The following is a 17,040-nucleotide window of genomic DNA, read 5'->3' as shown; positions in this document are numbered from 1 at the left end:
GTTACTCGGATGTGGCGGCGCCGGATGTGGCGGCGTCGCCCTGCGGGAGCGGGCCGCGGGAGGTGAGCAGGCCGGAGCGGAGCACGGGGGCCCGGCCGTCCCACCGCGGGGTGGTGCTCGCGGCCGAGGTGGCGAAGCGGGCCCAGGTGCCGTCGGTGGCGCGCTCCGCCCATGTCCACGTCTGGTCGTCGACGGTGCGCACCGGCAGTGCGACGGTGTCCTCCGGGAGGGCGGTCGCCGGGGTGAGCAGCGGCCCGGTGCGCAGGACGGTGCGCATGCGGTTCAGCGGTCCGTCGGTGAAGCGGTGCGGGATCTCCAGCGTCGTGGTGGGCAGCAGGTTGGTGGTGGCGTGCACGGGGGCGTGCGGGTCGACCAGCAGAGTCAGGTGCTGGGGTGTGCCGGCCGTGACGCGCAGGTGGGTTCCGTCGCCGATGGCGGCGATGCGCGGATGCACGTCGGACGGCGCGACCACGGTGCGCAGCACGCCGGGGTCGGTGTCGGCGAAGTAGCCCACCAGCCCGTCGCCGATGCGCCGTCGCTCGCCCAGGCGCACCGGCCAGGAGTAGCCGGTGAACTCGGGGTGCGGCGGGTCGTGGTCGAAGATGTGCTGCCAGCCCGGGTCCGTGGGCGGCGGTCCGTCCAGGTCCAGGTGGACGCGGCAGCGGACGAGCGCCAGCGGACGTCCGGCGAGCGCGGCCGAGGCGGCGCCCGCGGTGGGCACGATGTCCACCAGCGAGGTCTCCAGGAGATCCATCGCGGCGGGCATCGGGCTGCCGTCCCCACCGGTGCCCTGGAGCCAGGTGACGAGTGCGTGCAGGTGGGGGAAGGCCGTGCGCAGGGTGTCGAGGCCGGCGGGAGCGTCACCGGGCAGCGGCGTCCACACCACTTCCCTGGACGGCCGGCCGATCCGGTACGCCCAGCGCAGCAGGCCCAGGGCGGTGCCGTCGGGCGCGTACACCGTGAGAGAGCCGTCGACCAGGTTGGGGACGATCCAGCCGGCGAGCGGGCTGCCGTCGTCCAGGTGCGCGGCCGGGTGCGCGCCGCGGTCGGCGTCCATGAGGTCCAGCCCCAGGCGCGCGGCCTGCGGCAGGCGCGGCGGCAGCTGGACGACGTGCTCCGGGGCCGTGCCCAGGGCATCGGCGACGTGCTGCGGGCGCAGTGCGTCGGCGACCACGGGGTGGCGGAGGCTGCTCGCCCCGCCGGTGCCCGCCGGGGTGATGACGTCCAGGGCGCGCCCGAAGGAGTCCACCAGGGTCAGCCGCAGGAAGCGGAACTGGCCCGCGCGCAGCTGCTGGAAGCCGGAGTCCGGCCAGCCTTCGAACGGCACGGGCAGGGGGCCCGGGTCGGGGCTGGTGCGGTAGGCGTCACCGATCAGCTCCGCCAGCTCCGGCGGTGCGCCCAGCGGCGGGACGCCCTGGCCGGGGTCCTGGCCGATGAGCATGTCGCGCAGCCCCGCCAGCGAGCTGGACAGCACGTCCCCGCGGGTCACCCGGTCGGCCAGTGCATCGCAGTACGGGGCGAGTTCGGGGTCCTCGGGCGCGTACTGCCGGAGCTGGTCGGCCAGGCTCCGCGGCAGGTGGTCGCTGAGCAGTGTCCGGCCGGTGTAGGTGCGCGCGGCCTCGGGGCGGGGCCGCGGGCAGGTGTAGCGGTCGCCGTCGAACTCCCACTGGTCGTGGGGGAGGGGGTGGTACTCGACCTCCCAGAGCAGGTGGAGGGGGTGCCACGGCTGTTCCCAGGGTTCGCCGCCGAAGGCCGGGGCGGTGCCGGTGCGCGGAGTCGCCGCTCCCGTGTCCGCCGGGCCGCCCGTCGGACGCAACTGCACGGCGGCGCCGTTCGGGTCGAGCAGGAACGCCTCGCGCAGCAGGGCTCGGGCGGAACCCGGCATGGCGGAATGCTCGCCCGCGCCGAGGCCGAGCGTGTTGCACGCGAGGTCCGGCCGTTCCGCCGTGAGCACCCCGTCGGTGCCTTGCAGGTGAACGGAAGTCACGATCTGGTCGCCGAACCGGCAGGGCACCGTCGTGTCGTCCGAGACGGGCAGGGCGCCGGCGCCCTGCAGGACGACGGCGGGGTCCAGAGCCCGCTGGAAGGGGGCAGGGGCCACGCGCTTGAGGTCCCAGCCGGTGGGCAGGCCGTGCTCCTCGGCGTACCGGCGGACCGATTCCGCCAGTTGTGCGGGCGTGTCTCCGGCGGGGAGGGCGGCCCGCAGGCGTTCGACCGCCTCCCGGTCGGCGCGTACGCGCGCTGCGAGGCTGCCCTCGCGCCCGGCGTCGAGCTCCTGCGTCAGCTGCTGGTGGTGATAGCCGCGCGGCAGTACGGGCAGACCCTGGAGGCGCCACATGCCGTACAGCCGCCGGCGCAACCCGGCCAGTTCGCGGTCCGCCCGGTCATAGGCGTGCTGCGCGGCGTTCAAGGCGGCCTCGACGGACCGGGCCCGGCGCTCGTCCTCGGGGGAAGCGGGCTCGTCCGAGGTGCTGGGCGGTACCGCGTGCCAGGCGTACGAGGCGGTGCCCTCGCCGAAGCCTGCGCCGAGCAGGATGTCGGCGAGGCGGTGCGTATTGTCCGGGTCGTTCGCCCGGGTGAGAGTGTTGGACTGGAGCTGGTCGAACAGCGCCGGCGCGAGGGCGAGGGCCGGGGTGGCGGCCGCCTTGTTCGTGGTCAGGGCGGTGAAGGCGGACCGGGCGCTGTCGGCGACGGACACCGTCGGGTCGGGCCGCTCCTCACCCGAGGGGTCGTAGTGGGGCAGCACGCCGTGGACGCGGCCGGTGTAGACGGTACGGGCGTCCGCGGGCGGGGTGCGGTCCGTCTGCCAGCCCAGGGAGCTTTCCAGCGCCTCGCGTACCTTCGGGTCGGCGAGCGGGTCGTCGGAGCCCGTCGCGTGCCAGCCGATGACCTGGTAGCCCAGGCGGTCGAACTGGCGGGGCAGTTGCGCCAGGGGGTCGTGGAAGGAGAAGACGTCCTGGCAGTGCGGCTGGAACGCGGCGAACGCCAGGGACCCCGGGCCGGTCGCGGTGAGGAAGGTGGGCCGGTCCGCCGCGGATTCCGTCCACTGCGCGGCCTCGGTGTGGCGTCCGATCCGGGTCGGTGTGACGTGACCCCGGCCGGGGCGCAGATAGGGCACGGTGCCCGTGCGCTTGTCGAGGAAGTCGCTCTCGACGACCCACGCGGCGGTGGCGTACTCGCCTGCGGCCGCGAAGGCGTGCCGGACGACCAGCCAGCGGTTCGGCGCGGGCGGAAGCGTGACCTCGCCACCGGGCGTGGTCGCCCGGCGCAGCGCCGCAGGAAGCTCCCAGTGCAGGTGGACGCCGTCGTGGCCCGCCTCCTGGGAGAACTCCGTGTCCGTGCTCGCGTAGGGCGACGGCTCCGGGGACCGGTGAACGCCGAGCAGGTGGTAGTTGGGCACCCAGCGGAGGAAGGTGTCCCTGGCCCGCACCTGGTCGTTGACGACCAGGGCCCGGAGCCTTACGGGGACCAGGAGGTCGGTGTTCATCGGGTGGTTCCTTCGAAGGAGAGGGTCAGCTGCTCGGGGGCGCGCACCAGCTGCACGGCGAATTCCGCCGGGGAGAGCGGGGACCGGGGCTTGACGTCCTCGGCGAGGCGGGCTGCGAGCCTGCCGATGTCCAGTACGCGCGCCCCGGCGGGTGTGGTGACGGTCAGGGCCGGGTCCGTGCCGACGGGCACCGAGCGCCCGAGGGGGCGGCCGACCTCGCCGGGGGCCAGGCTGCGCAGGGCCACGTTCCCCTGGTCGTCCACGCCGAAGTGCAGCCCCTGGTGCGGTTCGCTGATCGTCAGGCGGTCGGGCATGCGGTCGAAGAGCATCAGCAGGACGTCGCCGCCCAGGGGCTCGCGGCGGATCACCGTGACCGGGGTGGTCCCTGATGCGGCGCGGGCCTCGACGCGCAGCGTCGGCCAGCCCGGGACGAGGGCCGAGCGGAGCAGCAGACCGGCGGCCGGCACGGACCCCTGGCCGTCGAGCAGGTCGTCCAGCTCGGCGTCGGTCGTGGCATCGGCACCGGGGTGCCGGTCCAGGCTGCGCGCGCCGTCGAGGAGGGCATCGAGCCAGCCGCGGTCGACGTGGAACAGGCGCAGGCTCTCGGGCGGCAGCATCCGCCGGTCCGGTACGAGGCAGTCGAACGGCACTCCGCTGAGCGTGCGCAGCCTGGCCAGCCATGCCGCCGTCTCCCGTGCGTCCGACGACGGCGGCGGCGGCGCTGCGGAGCGCTGCGGGGCGTGGAGACGGTAGGCGGCAGGGGCCGCGGGTACGGTCCGGGGGCGCGGCACGGCATCGTCATCGCCGGGGGTGCCGAAGGACGCGGCCAGCGCGTCGAGGGCGTCGCCGCGCAGCAGCTCCTCGAACTGCTCGCGCGGCGTCGGGGCGGCCGCGCGGGCGGCTGCGCGGGGGGCCGGTCCGGACGGTCCGGCGGACGGGGCGCTGTGAGAGAGCTGCCGACGGTACGTCGTGTACTGGCGCTCGGTCGCCCGGCGCAGCCTGCCCTGGTGACGCAGGCGGACCAGGGTCGTGGCGAAGCCGGGGTCGGCCAGGGCCAGGGCACGGCCCACGTTCCAGGCGCAGGCGTATCCGGTGGCGAAGGTGCCGGTGCGGGGTTCGTGGAGCAACAGCCCGTCGGCGTCGGGGAAGTGGCCGTGCTCCGGGCGGGGCAGCCCGGGTGCGACGCGAGGGAGGAACGGGCCGCTGTACCAGGCGAGGGCGCGCTCGCCCGACTCGGTGATGTGGGTCATCGGGACCATGCCCTGCTCCAGCAGGGTGCCCAGCTCGTCCGGCAGCCCGCTGCCCGCGGCGGGGGCCGGACGCAGCGGGGCCGCGCTGTGCTCGCCGTTCCCCGGGGCGAAGCGCCCGGCCAGCCGGCCGAAGCCGTCCCCGGATTCGGGGCAGGAGGTGAACGTCCAGCTGTGCAGGGACACCAGGCGTACGGGCTTGTCGCCGGCCTGCGCTCCGGGCGGTACGTGGCCCTCCAGCGAGACCAGGTGGGCCGCATACCGCCCCTGGCCCGTACCCGGGAACCGGCCGGTGGTGATGACCGCGTGCATGTCCTGGCTCCGCCGCCCGTCGTGGCCTTCCGCGGGCGCGGCGTCCTCTCCGCCCGAGCGGACGTGGGCGAGGAACGCGAGGTCGGACGGCTCCGGGAGCAGCTGCGCCAGCAGGACCCGCGGTACGTCGATGACCTGGCAGGGGGTGTCGAGCAGGGCGTGGTCGACGGCGTCCGGGTCCAGGGCGGGCCCGGACACCGCGGTGTCGCCGTCGAGGAGTGCGCGTACGGTCACCGAGGCGGTGGTGCCCAGCGCGTTGGGATCGCCGGGCAGCTCGCCCTCGCCGAACAGCAGCAGAGCCAGCCAGGGGGCCCGGGCGGGGCTCCCGACACCGCCGGTGAAGGGTTCGCGCTCCCACGGCAGGGCCGCCGGGTTGAGCGTGATGTGCGGAAGCAGGCCGTCGAAGGGGCCCTGGCTGTACGCGGCCGGGTACACGGCGTGCACCCACGAGGGGTCGAGGCGGAACTGCGCGGCCCGTACGTCGACGATCTGTTCCACCGGGTCGAGGCGGGCTCCCGGCAGGTCCTCGGCGGGGAGCTGCTGGTCGACGGTGATCCGGTAGCGGCCGGCCTCGATGCCGGGCAGCAGATGGTCGTGGAAGGTGACGGGGGTGTCGTCCGCCGGTGCGGACTGCTCGGTCGGGTGCGTGGTCATGAGGTCCTCACGAGTGGGCGAGTCGCAGGGGCGCGGAGGAGAAGGCCGCTTCGCGGGCGTAGCGGTCGAGCTCCGGGGCGGCGTCGAGCGCGTAGCCGGCGGCGGACAGGGCGTCGAGAGCGGCGCGCCGCAGCGCGGTCTGCTCGGGCGTGCCGACCCGCAGCGCGCCGGTGCCGGCGCTCTCCTCCGGCTCCCCGCGGACCCCGGAAGGGTCTGCGCCCGGGTTGAGCGGCAGGATTCCGCCGGGCAGCGGGGCGTGGTCGAGACGGCCGCTCCGGCTGGACGCGGCCGCCTCGGGCAGGCGCGGGGCCGGTACGTCGATGCGCGCTCCGCTGACCAGGCCCTGGACGAAGGGGTCCGTCTTCAGTGCGTCGTCGGCCTTCCCCGCGCCCCACAGCGCCGTCGGCTGCGGGGCGCGCTGCGCGGTGACCGTCCAGTCCTGGAAGCGGTCGGCGGGCAGCTGCCGCCAGCCGCCGTCGGGTGTTTCCTCCTCGACCGTGACCGAGAGCGTGACGTCGAGGCCGGCCTTGGCCATCGGGCGGATGTGGACCTTGGCGGGGCTGTCCCCCGTCCTGGCCACTCCGTTGACCTTCAGTGCCGATGCGGGGAACGCGGTGCCGACGGTGAAGGCGAAGCCGTCGGCGGTGGCCGTCCACACGCCGGAGCCGTCGCCGGACGGCCCGGCCTGTGGTGCCTGAGCGGCGTGGTCGGGGTGGAGGCCGTCGACGGGGGCGAGCGTCAGCGGGCGCTGCGGCAGCAGCGTGCGGAACTGGTCCCAGCCGATGGGCGCGGGCCCGGTCCTGGGCTCGCCGAAGTCGATCGGGATGGAGATGCCGAGGACCTTCACGTGCGCGGTGCCGCCGAACGGCGGGCCCCACACCGACAGCCGTGCGCCCAGCGACGCCTCGCCGCTCCAGCCGAACAGCAGCCACACCTGGGCGGTGACCTCCGCCCACACATCCACCTCGTAGTGGAACGGCGCCCACTGCACCAGGGCGTCGAACCCGACGTCGACCCGGGCCTTGGCCCACGCGCCGTCGTACCGCAGGTCCAGCCGGCCCCCGGCCATCGCGGCCGAGGGGGTGAGGGCGAAGTAGCTGGTGCCCTTCACCGTCAGCTCGGAGCCGGAGGTCCAGTTGACGCCGACCGGCTCCGCCTTCGGATAGTGGGCGGGCGCGGCATAGTGCGGGTGATAGCCGCCGAGAGTGAAGACGAAGTCGCCGGGATGGTCGCTGTTCCCGAACCACAGGCGCAGTGCCGCCCCGCCGGTCAGGTGCACGGAGCGGTCGAGCAGGAAGCTGTCGGGGGCGAGCCGGGCGTCGACGGCCAGCATGTCCGCGGAGCGCCGGTAGACCGCGGAGATGTCCAGTTCGACACTTGCGTACGGCTCTCCCATCTTCTTCTCCGGGTCGGGGAACTGGGCCTTGGCCGAGCCCAGCAGCCCCACCACCAGGTCGTCCGGGCCGAATTCGGCGAATGCCAGGGCCTTGCAGTGGACGATTTCGAAGACGTCCGCGTTCAGCCCGAGGGCCAGCCATATCCGGCCCTCGTCGGGGGTCACCCAGGCGGGGGCGTCGTCGGTCCCCTCGGTCAGCTCCTTGAGCACGTCCAGGGGTTCGGGCGGCGTGCCGTCCCCGCCTGCCTCGGCGAGCCCGCGCAGCAGGGGGAAGCCGGCGACCTGGTCGATGGCGGGCACTCGCAGAGCGCTGTTGTAGCCGAAGCCCGCCTTCACCGCGGTGACCCTGAAGGCCGGAGGACCGCCGAATGCGGCCCCCAACTCCGCGTACAGGAAAAGCGAATGGGTTCCGCTCTTGAGGTGCTCGTAGGCGCCGATCGCCCCGAAGCTTGCGCTCGGAGTCTTGATCAGGGCGCTGCCCTCGATCAGCCGGTCGTAGGGCGAGTCGGGGGTGACCGGCTTGTTCACGAACGCGCCGGATATCTCCAGCGGAGGCTTGCGGAAGGACAGACTCAGCCCGTCGAGCCGGCCGGAGGGCGTGAAGTCCTTGCCGTCCAGGGGAATGCCCAGCCCCAGCCCGTCCACGCCGAGTTCCAAGGGGCCGGCGTGCACCGCGGCGTCGCAGAGGACCCAGATCTTCTCGTCCTGGTAGCTCGCACCCAGGCGCCGCAGGAGCAGCGGGCCGAAGGAGCGGTCGAGGGTGACCCATGCGGCGGCGGGAGCCGACGGGGCGGCGGGTGCTGCCGGGCCGGCGGGTGCGGCCGGGGCGTCGGATGCGGCCGGTGCCGCCCACGGCCCGGCGGTCGGTGCGGCGTTGAGCAGCTTCGGGGCGGTGGCTTCCTGCTCGTGGCCCTCGGTGGGTTTCGCGCCGGAGAGACGGAACATCAGAGGGGTGCGCTTTTCGCCTCCCCACTCGTAGTCCAGGGCCACCAGAGCGCGCCCGCGGGTCTCCTCGGGAAACGTCGGGTGGGCGCCGTCCAGGCGGGAAATCTGTTCGTTGAGTGCTTTCACCTGATCGGCGGTGAGGGCCTCGGAGGCGATGACGGCTTTCACACCGGTGATGCCGAGGTCATGGTCAGGGGAGATGCGGTCGCCGACCAGGGGGAGGTCGCTGAGTTTTGCGGCGAGTCGCGCATCGACGAGCAGGGCGAACAAGAGGCACCTTCCGGGCCGGGAACGGGGAAACGGAGGGGAGTCGAAAGGAGAGATTGCTGCGCTCGGGAAACCTGGAAGGTTTCTCGTCCCGGGGGCAGAAGCCGTCCGGCACCAGGCCGATTTACTCGGTGAGTTCGGCCCCGCCGTTTCCCCTCCTCGATATTTCTTCCGTTGGTTACGGCACGCCGCCCGGCGGGCGGGAGCCGGGCGGCATGGCCGAGCGATGCGAGTCGCCGGCCGCGCGGTGGACTCTCAATTGTGTTTAAGAATCAACCGAATTGTTTTGTTCAATAGTTGACTGAATGTCGGCGGCCGACTGCGCGCCACGCAGGCGATGACGTAACCCTCTTAAATCTACGCATACACGTGATCCGCAAGCCAATTGACGGCGTGTGGTGTGCTTCACATCCACTCGTCGATCTCGCTCCGGAATCGGTTCGGCGGCAAAGTCGAAGCCGGATGTCAAGTCGGCGGCGGGTCAACGTTTTCCGCCTGTCCGCAGTTCCGTCGCATGGTTGCGTCACTCGACACAATCGACAGACTTGGTCGAGTGACAATGTCGCCTGTACGTTGGTCTGGAAGCGACCGATGACGCGGAACGAAAGGCATGCCGATGACTCATGCGTCCGTTGCCATGGCCCAGTCGATACCCGAGCGCCGGGCCCTGCCCCTGATCGGCCACGCCCTCGGCCTGCCCCGTGGCGCCGACGGGCTCGTCCACCTGATGAAGGAGGTCAAGGAGCTGGGGCCGGTCTTCCGGCTACGCGTCTTCGGATCCGAGATCACCGTCGTCGCCGGTCTGGATCTGGTGACGGAGCTGTCGGACGAGACCAGGTTCCGCAAGAGCGTGAACCGGGACCTGCTCGAGGTCCGCGAGATCGCCGGGGACGGTCTGTTCACCGCCTTCGGCCACGAGCCGAACTGGCGCAAGGCGCACGACATCCTGATGCCGGCCTTTTCGCTCGGCGCGATGCGCGACTATCACGCGACCATGCTCCGGGTCGCCCGCTCCCTGATCGCCAAGTGGGACCGGGCCGGGGCGGACCGGCCCGTGGACGTCCCCGAGGACATGACCCGGCTGACCTTCGACACGATCGGGCTGTGCGGCTTCGGCTTCGACTTCGAGTCGTTCCGCCGCGACGGCGCGCACCCGTTCGTCGACGCGATGGCACGCGCGCTGGCCTTCACCCAGGACAAGGTCGAGTCCATGCCGGGTTCGGAACTGTTCAAGCGCAAGCAGGCCGAGCAGTTCCGCCAGGACACCGAGCTGATGACGGATCTCGTCGACGAGGTCGTCCGGCAGCGCAGGGCGTCGGGCGACACGAGCACGGACGACCTGCTGGGCCGGATGCTGCACACCCGGGACGCGGTGACGGGCGAGCCGCTGGACGACACGAACGTGCGCAACCAGGTCATCACGTTCCTCATCGCCGGGCACGAGACCACCAGCGGTGCCCTGTCCTTCGCCCTGTACTACTTGACCAAGCACCCCGAGGTGCTCGCGCGGGCTCAGGCCGAGGTGGACGCCTTGTGGGGGGACGAGGACGCCCCGGATCCCGGCTACGGGGACATCGGCAAGCTGACCTACATCCGCCAAGTGCTCAACGAGAGCCTGCGGCTGTGGCCGACCGCGCCCGGCTTCGCCGTGGAGCCCGTCGAGGACACCGTCATCGGCGGCAAATACGCCGTGCGCAAGGGGGAGGCGCTGACGGTGCTCACCCCGGCCCTGCACCGCGACCCCGCCTGGGGTGAGAACGTCGAGCTGTTCGACCCCGAGCGCTTCACGCAGGCGCAGGAAGAGAAGCGCTCCGTTCACCTCTTCAAGCCGTTCGGCAACGGTGAACGTGCCTGCATAGGACGCCAGTTCGCCCTGCATGAAGCCACCCTGCTGCTCGGTCTGCTGGTGCACCGCTACCGGCTGATCGACCACACCGACTACCAACTGAAGATCAAGCAGTCGCTCACCATCAAGCCCGACGGGTTCACCCTCGGGCTGGCCCGGCGCGCCGGTGGCGAGCGCCGGCTGCCCGCCGTTGCCGCGAGCAACACCCCCGCCTGCCAGGACGGATCCGCGGGCCGACGGGCCGGCGGCACCGTGCTGACCCTTCTGCACGGCTCCAATCTGGGCACCTGCGCGGGCATCGCCCGCGACCTGGCGGCGGACGGCGACGCGTACGGGTTCGCCCCGTCCGTGGCGCCCCTCGACGACTACGTCGGCAAGCTGCGTTCCGCCGAGGGCCCGGTGGTGATCGTGGCCGCCTCCTACAACGGCAAGCCCACCGATGACGCGGCCGAGTTCGTCGCGTCGCTGGAGGGCCTCGAGCACGGCTCGCTGGATGGCGTCCGGTACGCCATGCTCGGTGTCGGCGACCGCACCTGGGCGGCCACCTATCAGCGTGTCCCCTCCCTCATCGACGAGCGCCTGGCCGCGGCCGGTGCCACGCCACTGCTGGAGCGAGGCATGGCCGACGCCTCCGGAGACTTCGCGGGCACGGTGGACCGCTGGACGGGCGACCTGTGGACCGCCTTGCTGGAGCGCTACGGCGACGCGGTGGCCGGGACAGCGGTCGGGACAGGGGCCGGGACGGCTCCGGCCGTGGAGCCGGAGGAGAGCCGGGGCCTGTACGAGATCCAGGACACCACCGGCTCGGTCATCGACGCACTCGCGGAACGGCACGGAGTCGAGCCGATGGAGGTGCTGGAGGCGTACGAACTCGTCGACACGGCCCACGAGCTCGGCCGCCCCAAGCGCTTCCTGAAGCTGCGGCTGCCCGACGGCGTCACCTACCGCACTGCCGACCACCTGGCCGTCCTGCCCGGCAACCCGGAGGCTCTCGTCCAGCGGGTCGCCGACCGCTTCGGCCTCGACCTGGACCGTACCGTCCGCCTGCGGGCACGCCGCCGCAGCCGGAACACCCTGCCCGTCGACCGCCCGCTGACCCTGCGCCGGCTCCTGACGGACTTCGTGGAACTGCAGGACCCCGCCACCCGGGAGCACGTCGCCGTGCTCGCCGAGCACACCGCATGCCCGCCCGAGAAGCAGCCCCTGGCCGCACTGGCCGCTGCGGACCCCGAGACCTTCCGCGAGCAGGTGACAGCCGCCGGACGCAGTGTCCTGGACCTGCTGGAGGACCACCGCGCCTGCGAGCTGACCTTCGAACGCTTCCTGGAGCTGCTGCCGGTCCTGCGCCCGCGCCACTACTCGATCTCTTCCTCCGCCGCGGCCTCTCCCGGCGAGGTGGACCTGATGGTGTCGCTGCTCGCGGCCCCGCACCGCGGCGGCGAGGGCACCTTCCGCGGCATCGCCTCGCACTACGTCCGGACCGTGACGGCCGGCGACACCCTCCCAGCACGGGTGCTGCCCTGCAGCGACTCCTTCCGCCTCCCCGAGGACCCGGCGGTGCCGGTCATCCTGGTCAGTGCGGGAACCGGGCTGGCACCCTTCCGCGGCGCCGTCCTCGACCGGCTGCACGCCCGGTCGACCGGAACGCTGCTGTGCTACTTCGGCTGCGACCACCCCGACGTCGACTACCTCCACCGAGAGGAGTTCGAAGGAGCCGAGGCGGCCGGGGCCGTCAGCATGCGCCCCACCTTCATGCACGCGCCCGCGGACGGCGTCCGATTCGTCCAGGACCGTATCGCGCGCGAGAGCGCTGAGGTCTGGGCCGTGCTGGAAGCCGGCGGCCGGGTCTACATCTGCGGCGACGGCCGCCGCATGGCCCCCGCGGTACGCGAGGCCTTCATGGCGATCTACCGCGACAACACCGGGGCGTCCGACGAGGAGGCCGCCGCCTGGCTGACCGCCCTCACCGAGTCCGGTCACTACGCCGAGGACGTCTGGGCCGGCTGACCACAGCTGCTACGGCAGGGCCACGGGCGCACAGCGTGCCCGTGGCCTCGGCCGTTGCGGCGATTCAGTCCGTCGGTACGTCCGCGAGGCTCAACTGTCCCGTGGCCAGAGCCGTGGTCGCGGAAACGAGGCCCCTCAGACCCAGGGTCTCGGCGGTCTCGTCCGGTGTGTAGAGGCGCTGTATCGTCAGCCCGTCGAAGCCGGCGAGGAAGAAACGAGCGATCGTCTCCGGGGGCTGGGCGAGCTCGCGTCCGGCGCGCTTCGCCGCCTCGCGCACCAGCTGTGCCGTCACTTCGATGACTCCGCGATAATGGGCCTGGCGGGCCTCACTCAGCCCGGGGGTACGCAGCGCCAGCAACGACAGCTCCGTGAGCAGGTGATAGCTGGTCGACTCCCCGCTCACCGAGCGCCACAGCGCGCCGGCCAGGGCGGCGATCGCCTCCTCGAAACCGGCGTCCTCGGGCACCGCCTGCTCGACCTGCGCGATCAGGTCCTCGGTCAGCCGGTCCATGACCGCCCGGTACAGGTCCTCCTTCGTGCCGAAGGTGTAGTGGACCGTGGCCTGTGCGACGCCGAGCTCGGCAGCGATGGCACGCGTGCTTCCGGCAGCCACGCCCTTCCTGGCCATGAGGTCGATGGCCGCCTTGATGAGCTGGGGGCGGCGCTCGACCGCGGAAACATGAGCCATATGCGGATTGTATCGACTTGGTCCTACGAACAAGTCGGCAGACCAAGTCAGCGCCGAGCCGTCACCTCAGCCGCGTACGGCGGGGGACGGATGCCGGCGCCTGCCGATTCACAGCCAGCCCAGCCGCGCCGCCTTCAGGCCCGCCTCGAAGCGGCTGCGGGCGCCGAGCTGGTCCATGAGGGAGGCCATCATGCGGCGGGTGGTGCGCGGTGAGAGGTGGAGTTGTCTGGCGGCGGACTCGTCCGTGTGCCCCTGGGCGATGCAGGCGAGCAGGGCGCGTTCGCGGTCGGACAGCGTGTGGTGGTGTGCGGCGCCGAGGGGAGCGGACCGTTCCCAGGTCTGCTCGAAGAGGGCGAGCAAGGGGGCCAGCAGGGCCGGGTCGGACAGGCACAGGGCACCTCTGCGGGTGTTGTCCGGGTCGAGGGGGATCAGCGCCGCCGCCCCGTCGACGAGGACCATCCGTGGCGGCAGGCTCGCCGCGGTGCGGAACTCGCCGCGCTGTTCGGTCAGCCACCGCGCGTAGTCCAGCGTCGCGGTGTCGTCGCGGACCCCGTCCAGGCCGATCGTGCGGATCGTCACCCCGCGCCCGAGGACGTGTGCGTCGTTGTGCCGCGCCGCCTGCAGGGCCGCCGCCGACTGGGGTCCGCCGGGCATGAACGTCAGCACCTCGCGGGCCGCGTCGAGGGCCACTCCCGAAGCCGCTGCTGCACCGAGTCCATGCCCTCCAGCCGCTCGACGCCGCTGCCGCGGGAGGAGTGGGCCCCCGTACCGGCGAGCATGCGGATGAACGAGGCGTGGCTCTCGGCTATCTGCCGCTGCCGCTCGATCAGTTCGTCGTGCTGCCGGGCCAGTAACTGCTGGATGCCCACGGCCGGCTCGACCGCCAGGAAACGGCCGGGCGCCTCGAAGGACTCCTGGATCAGCTGGAGCTCGAACAGTTTGTCCAGGCAGGCACGGACGCGGTCCGGGGAGGTGGACAGGCGGGCCGCGATCTCCTCGACTCCCAGGGCGGGGGACTCCAGCATCTCCCGGTAGACCGCCTCGTCCTTCGTCTCCAGGCCGAGCACTGTGAACATGAGTTCCCCTTTCCGTGCGGTGGGTGCCCCGTGCCGGACAGTCTGGGCTCAGCCGGTAACCAGTGAGTCAACGTCCGTCCGGGGCCGTTTCTGCTGCCCCGTGGCATAAACCGGCCTGGACGCTTTAGACCGGCCCGAACCGGTTCCCGGGCCCGTGGCCGGCCGAGCAGGATGGTGTCCGGCGGGACGGCGTGCAACGACCGGCCGCCCGACCGGCTCCAGCAGGAGCAGATGCCCGAACCGCTCGATCAGACAAGGCGCTTCCCATGGCAGTCCGTATCCGCACCCCCGCACCCCCGGCCGTCCGGGCCACCGCAGCCCGGCGGGCCGCGACCTCTCAGGCGGTGCGGCCGCTGTGATCTGGGACTGACGTACCCCCGGCGATGCGACTGACCGTCATCACTCTGTCCGCCACCGGGGCCGGCGCCCGCCAGGTACTCGACGGAGCGCAGGTGGCCGCCGTGCTGTGGGTGGCGGCAACCGCCGAGGACCGCTTGGAGCACATCAGCACGCGCTGTGCTCCCGGCCGTCTCCACCTGGGGATCTTCACCACTGCACGCTCCGAGGCCGCCGCGGAGGCCGCGGCCTCCGGCATCTGCCGACGCGCGCTGGCCATGTCCCCGCTCCTGCGCGACTGGAGCGTCCGCGCCGTCCGCACCACGTAGGGCCGGCATCCGCCCACCCGTAACGGCCCGCCGGTCACCGGCATGGGCATGCACGCCGCGCCGGTGCGCCGCCGTACCCCGGACCCGTACCACCCCCATCCCATGCAGAGAGGGATTCCCCATGACCAACCCCTTCGAAGGCGACGACGGCGAGTACCTGGTTCTGGTGAACGAGGAGAACCAGCACTCGCTCTGGCCCGCGGGCATCGACGTGCCCGCCGGATGGACCACCGTCCACGGCAAGGACACCAGGGCCGCCTGCCTCGACTACATCGAGCGGACCTGGACCGACATGCGCCCGGCCTCCCTGGTCGCCCTCACCCGCGAGCCGTAGCCGGGGCTCCCCTTCCTGGTCCTCCCCACCCCTTCCCCCGCACCCGATCCGCCCGACCGGAGACCCTCCATGCACCAACAGCGCCAGCCGGCCCGTACGGCACGGCCCCGGCACTACCTGATGTGCCGTCCGACGTACTTCGCCGTCGACTACTGCATCAACCCCTGGATGGACCCCGCCAAGCCGGTCGACACCGCGCTGGCCGTGCTCCAGTGGGAGCGGCTGTACGACCTCTACCAGGAGCTCGGCCACACCGTGGAGCTGATCGAGCCGGTCCCCGGCCTGCCCGACATGGTGTACTCCGCGAACGGCGCCACCGTCCACGACGACCGCGTCCTGGTGGCCAACTTCCGGTACGCGCAGCGGGCCGCCGAGGCCCCCGCCTACCACGCATGGTTCGAGAAGGCCGGCCACACCGAGGTGAAGGCCGCCGAGCACACCAACGAGGGCGAGGGCGACTACCTGGTGGCCGGTGGCCGCGTGCTGGCCGGCACGGGCTTCCGCACCGACCCCGCCGCGCACGCCGAGGCCCGGGAGCTGTTCGGCGTCCCCGTCATCAGCCTGACGCTCGTCGACCCGCGCTTCTACCACCTCGACACCGCGCTCGCCGTCCTCGACGACGACGAGATCATGTACTACCCGGCCGCCTTCTCCGAGGACAGCCGGCGGACGCTGCGGGAGCTGTTCCCCGACGCGATCCTCGCCGACGAGGCGGACGCCGGGGTGTTCGGCCTGAACGCCGTCTCCGACGGGCTCAACGTCCTCCTGCCGCAGGCCGCGACCGGCCTCGCCGACAAGCTCGCCGCCCGCGGCTTCCGGCCCGTGGGCGTCGACCTCTCCGAGCTCCTCAAGGGCGGCGGCAGCGTCAAGTGCTGCACCCTGGAGATCCGCCACCGCACCACGGGCGGCCACCGGTGACCGCCCACTGGACCGTCGAGCGCGGCGGGCCCGCCACTCTCGTGGCCCCCCGCCCGGCCGGTGTCGAGGAGGCGCTCGCCTGGCTGGAGTACACGCACGCCGAACTGCGCGCCGGCCTGCAGGCGTACGGAGCCGTGTACGTACGCGGCCTGCCCGTGCACAGCGTGGAGACCTTCGCGCGGGTCCGGGACGTGCTCATACCGCAGCGCACCCCCTACCGGGAGAAGGCCACGCCCCGCAGCGACTTCGGCGGCGACGTCTACTCCTCCACGGACCTGCCGGCCGCCCAGCCGATCAGGATGCACAACGAGAACAGCTACACCCTCACCTTCCCCGGGCTGCTGCTCTTCGGCTGCCTCACCGCGCCCGAGCAGGGCGGCGCCACCCCCGTCGCCGACTGCCGGACAGTGCTGCGCAACCTCCCCCCGCACCTGGTGGAGCGTATGCGGGCCCACGGCTGGCTGCTCAGGCGCACCTACTCCGACCACCTCTCGCTGGACTGGCGGTCGGCGTTCGCCACCGACTCCCCGGCCGAGGTGGAGCGCTACTGCGCCGAGAACCTCATCTCCTGCTCCTGGGACGAGGACGGCAACCTCCGCACCCGCCAGCTGCGCCCCGGCACCGTCCACCACCCGGAGACCGGCGAGGAGGTGTGGTTCAACCACCTGGCCTTCTGGAACGAGTGGTCGCTGGACGAGGAGGTCCGCGAGACCCTCGTGGACGAGCTCGGCCACGACGGCCTGCCGTTCAACACCGGCTTCGGCGACGGCCTGCCCTTCACCCGGGACGAGCTCGACACCGTCAACGCCGCCTACGAGGCGGCCACCGTCCGCCGGGCGTGGGAACCGGGCGACCTGCTGCTCGTCGACAACATCCTCAGCACGCACGGCCGCGACCCCTTCCGCGGCGACCGCCGGATCGTGGTCGCCATGGGCGCCCCCGTGGCGCTCGCCGACTGCCGTCCCACCGTCCCGCCCGCCGCCGACGCTCCCCGCCCGACCCCGGAGGCGGTGCCCTCGCATGGCTGATACGCGCGAACTCCTCTTCCCCGCCGACCCGGTGGACCGGTTCCGGCAGACCGTCCGGGCCGTGCCCGGCCGCACGGCCGTCACCGGGCCGGACGGCACCCTCACCTTCGCCGAACTCGACGCCCGCACCGCGGACCTCGCCGGCCGCCTCCACGCCCTGGGCATCGGGC

The 17,040-nt window shown here is 72.7% G+C and carries 11 protein-coding genes; 5 read left to right on the top strand and 6 right to left on the bottom strand.

Translation table 11 applies throughout. The features are described from left to right. Position 1 precedes the first annotated feature (1 nt). The 3 genes from V7793_RS06585 to V7793_RS06575 are packed head-to-tail and all read right to left on the bottom strand — an operon-like array spanning position 2 to position 8,311. Complete coding sequence (locus V7793_RS06585) at positions 2-3,487, bottom strand: hypothetical protein (RefSeq protein WP_335581958.1); 3,486 nt, start codon at positions 3,485-3,487, stop codon at positions 2-4. Continuing rightward, the gene (locus tag V7793_RS06580; RefSeq protein WP_335581957.1) at positions 3,484-5,700 is read right to left on the bottom strand and encodes a hypothetical protein; all 2,217 of its coding nucleotides are present in this window, start codon (positions 5,698-5,700) and stop codon (positions 3,484-3,486) included. The genes V7793_RS06585 and V7793_RS06580 overlap by 4 nt, the downstream gene beginning before the upstream one ends. A 7-nt stretch (positions 5,701-5,707) precedes the next feature. Then, on the bottom strand, positions 5,708-8,311 hold the full coding sequence (locus V7793_RS06575; RefSeq protein ID WP_335581956.1) for a DUF6603 domain-containing protein: 2,604 nt from the start codon (positions 8,309-8,311) through the stop codon (positions 5,708-5,710). 613 nt (positions 8,312-8,924) lie between these two features. Between V7793_RS06575 and V7793_RS06570 the strand changes: the two genes are divergently transcribed. Next, positions 8,925-12,161 (top strand): bifunctional cytochrome P450/NADPH--P450 reductase, encoded by a 3,237-nt coding sequence (locus tag V7793_RS06570; protein ID WP_335581955.1) that lies wholly within the window; start codon positions 8,925-8,927, stop codon positions 12,159-12,161. 64 nt (positions 12,162-12,225) lie between these two features. On the opposite strand, the gene V7793_RS06565 is transcribed toward V7793_RS06570, so the two are convergent. The 3 genes from V7793_RS06565 to V7793_RS06555 all read right to left on the bottom strand — a co-directional run bounded on the left by V7793_RS06565 (position 12,226) and on the right by V7793_RS06555 (position 13,925). Continuing rightward, positions 12,226-12,849, bottom strand: a complete 624-nt coding sequence (locus V7793_RS06565; protein ID WP_335581954.1) for a TetR/AcrR family transcriptional regulator — start codon at positions 12,847-12,849, stop codon at positions 12,226-12,228. A gap of 108 nt (positions 12,850-12,957) precedes the next feature. Beyond that, positions 12,958-13,503, bottom strand: a complete 546-nt coding sequence (locus tag V7793_RS06560) for a helix-turn-helix transcriptional regulator (RefSeq protein ID WP_335581953.1) — start codon at positions 13,501-13,503, stop codon at positions 12,958-12,960. Positions 13,504-13,508: 5 nt separating this feature from the next. Beyond that, positions 13,509-13,925: a hypothetical protein gene (locus V7793_RS06555; RefSeq protein ID WP_335581952.1), complete on the bottom strand. Its 417-nt coding sequence runs from the start codon at positions 13,923-13,925 to the stop codon at positions 13,509-13,511. 383 nt (positions 13,926-14,308) lie between these two features. On the opposite strand from V7793_RS06555, the gene V7793_RS06550 reads away from it, so the two are divergent. From V7793_RS06550 to V7793_RS06535, 4 genes are all read left to right on the top strand, one after another. Next, a complete protein-coding gene (locus V7793_RS06550; protein ID WP_335581951.1) occupies positions 14,309-14,590 on the top strand; it encodes a hypothetical protein in 282 nt (93 codons plus the stop codon). Positions 14,591-14,711: 121 nt separating this feature from the next. Continuing rightward, positions 14,712-14,924 (top strand): MbtH family protein, encoded by a 213-nt coding sequence (locus tag V7793_RS06545; protein WP_335581950.1) that lies wholly within the window; start codon positions 14,712-14,714, stop codon positions 14,922-14,924. A 69-nt stretch (positions 14,925-14,993) separates the two neighbouring features. Further along, positions 14,994-15,842 carry a dimethylargininase gene (gene ddaH, locus V7793_RS06540; protein ID WP_335581949.1) on the top strand — a complete coding sequence of 283 codons (849 nt, stop codon included), beginning with the start codon at positions 14,994-14,996 and terminating at the stop codon, positions 15,840-15,842. Further along, positions 15,839-16,870, top strand: coding sequence for a TauD/TfdA family dioxygenase (locus tag V7793_RS06535; protein ID WP_335581948.1), 1,032 nt, complete (start codon positions 15,839-15,841; stop codon positions 16,868-16,870). The genes ddaH and V7793_RS06535 overlap by 4 nt, the downstream gene beginning before the upstream one ends. Positions 16,871-17,040 lie beyond the last annotated feature (170 nt).

The sequence above is a fragment of the Streptomyces sp. KLMMK genome, from assembly GCF_036961605.1.
GTDB classification, from domain to species: Bacteria; Actinomycetota; Actinomycetes; order Streptomycetales; family Streptomycetaceae; genus Streptomyces; species Streptomyces telluris.
Note: the sequence above shows the minus strand (reverse complement) of the source record. Positions and strands in the feature narration are given on the sequence as shown.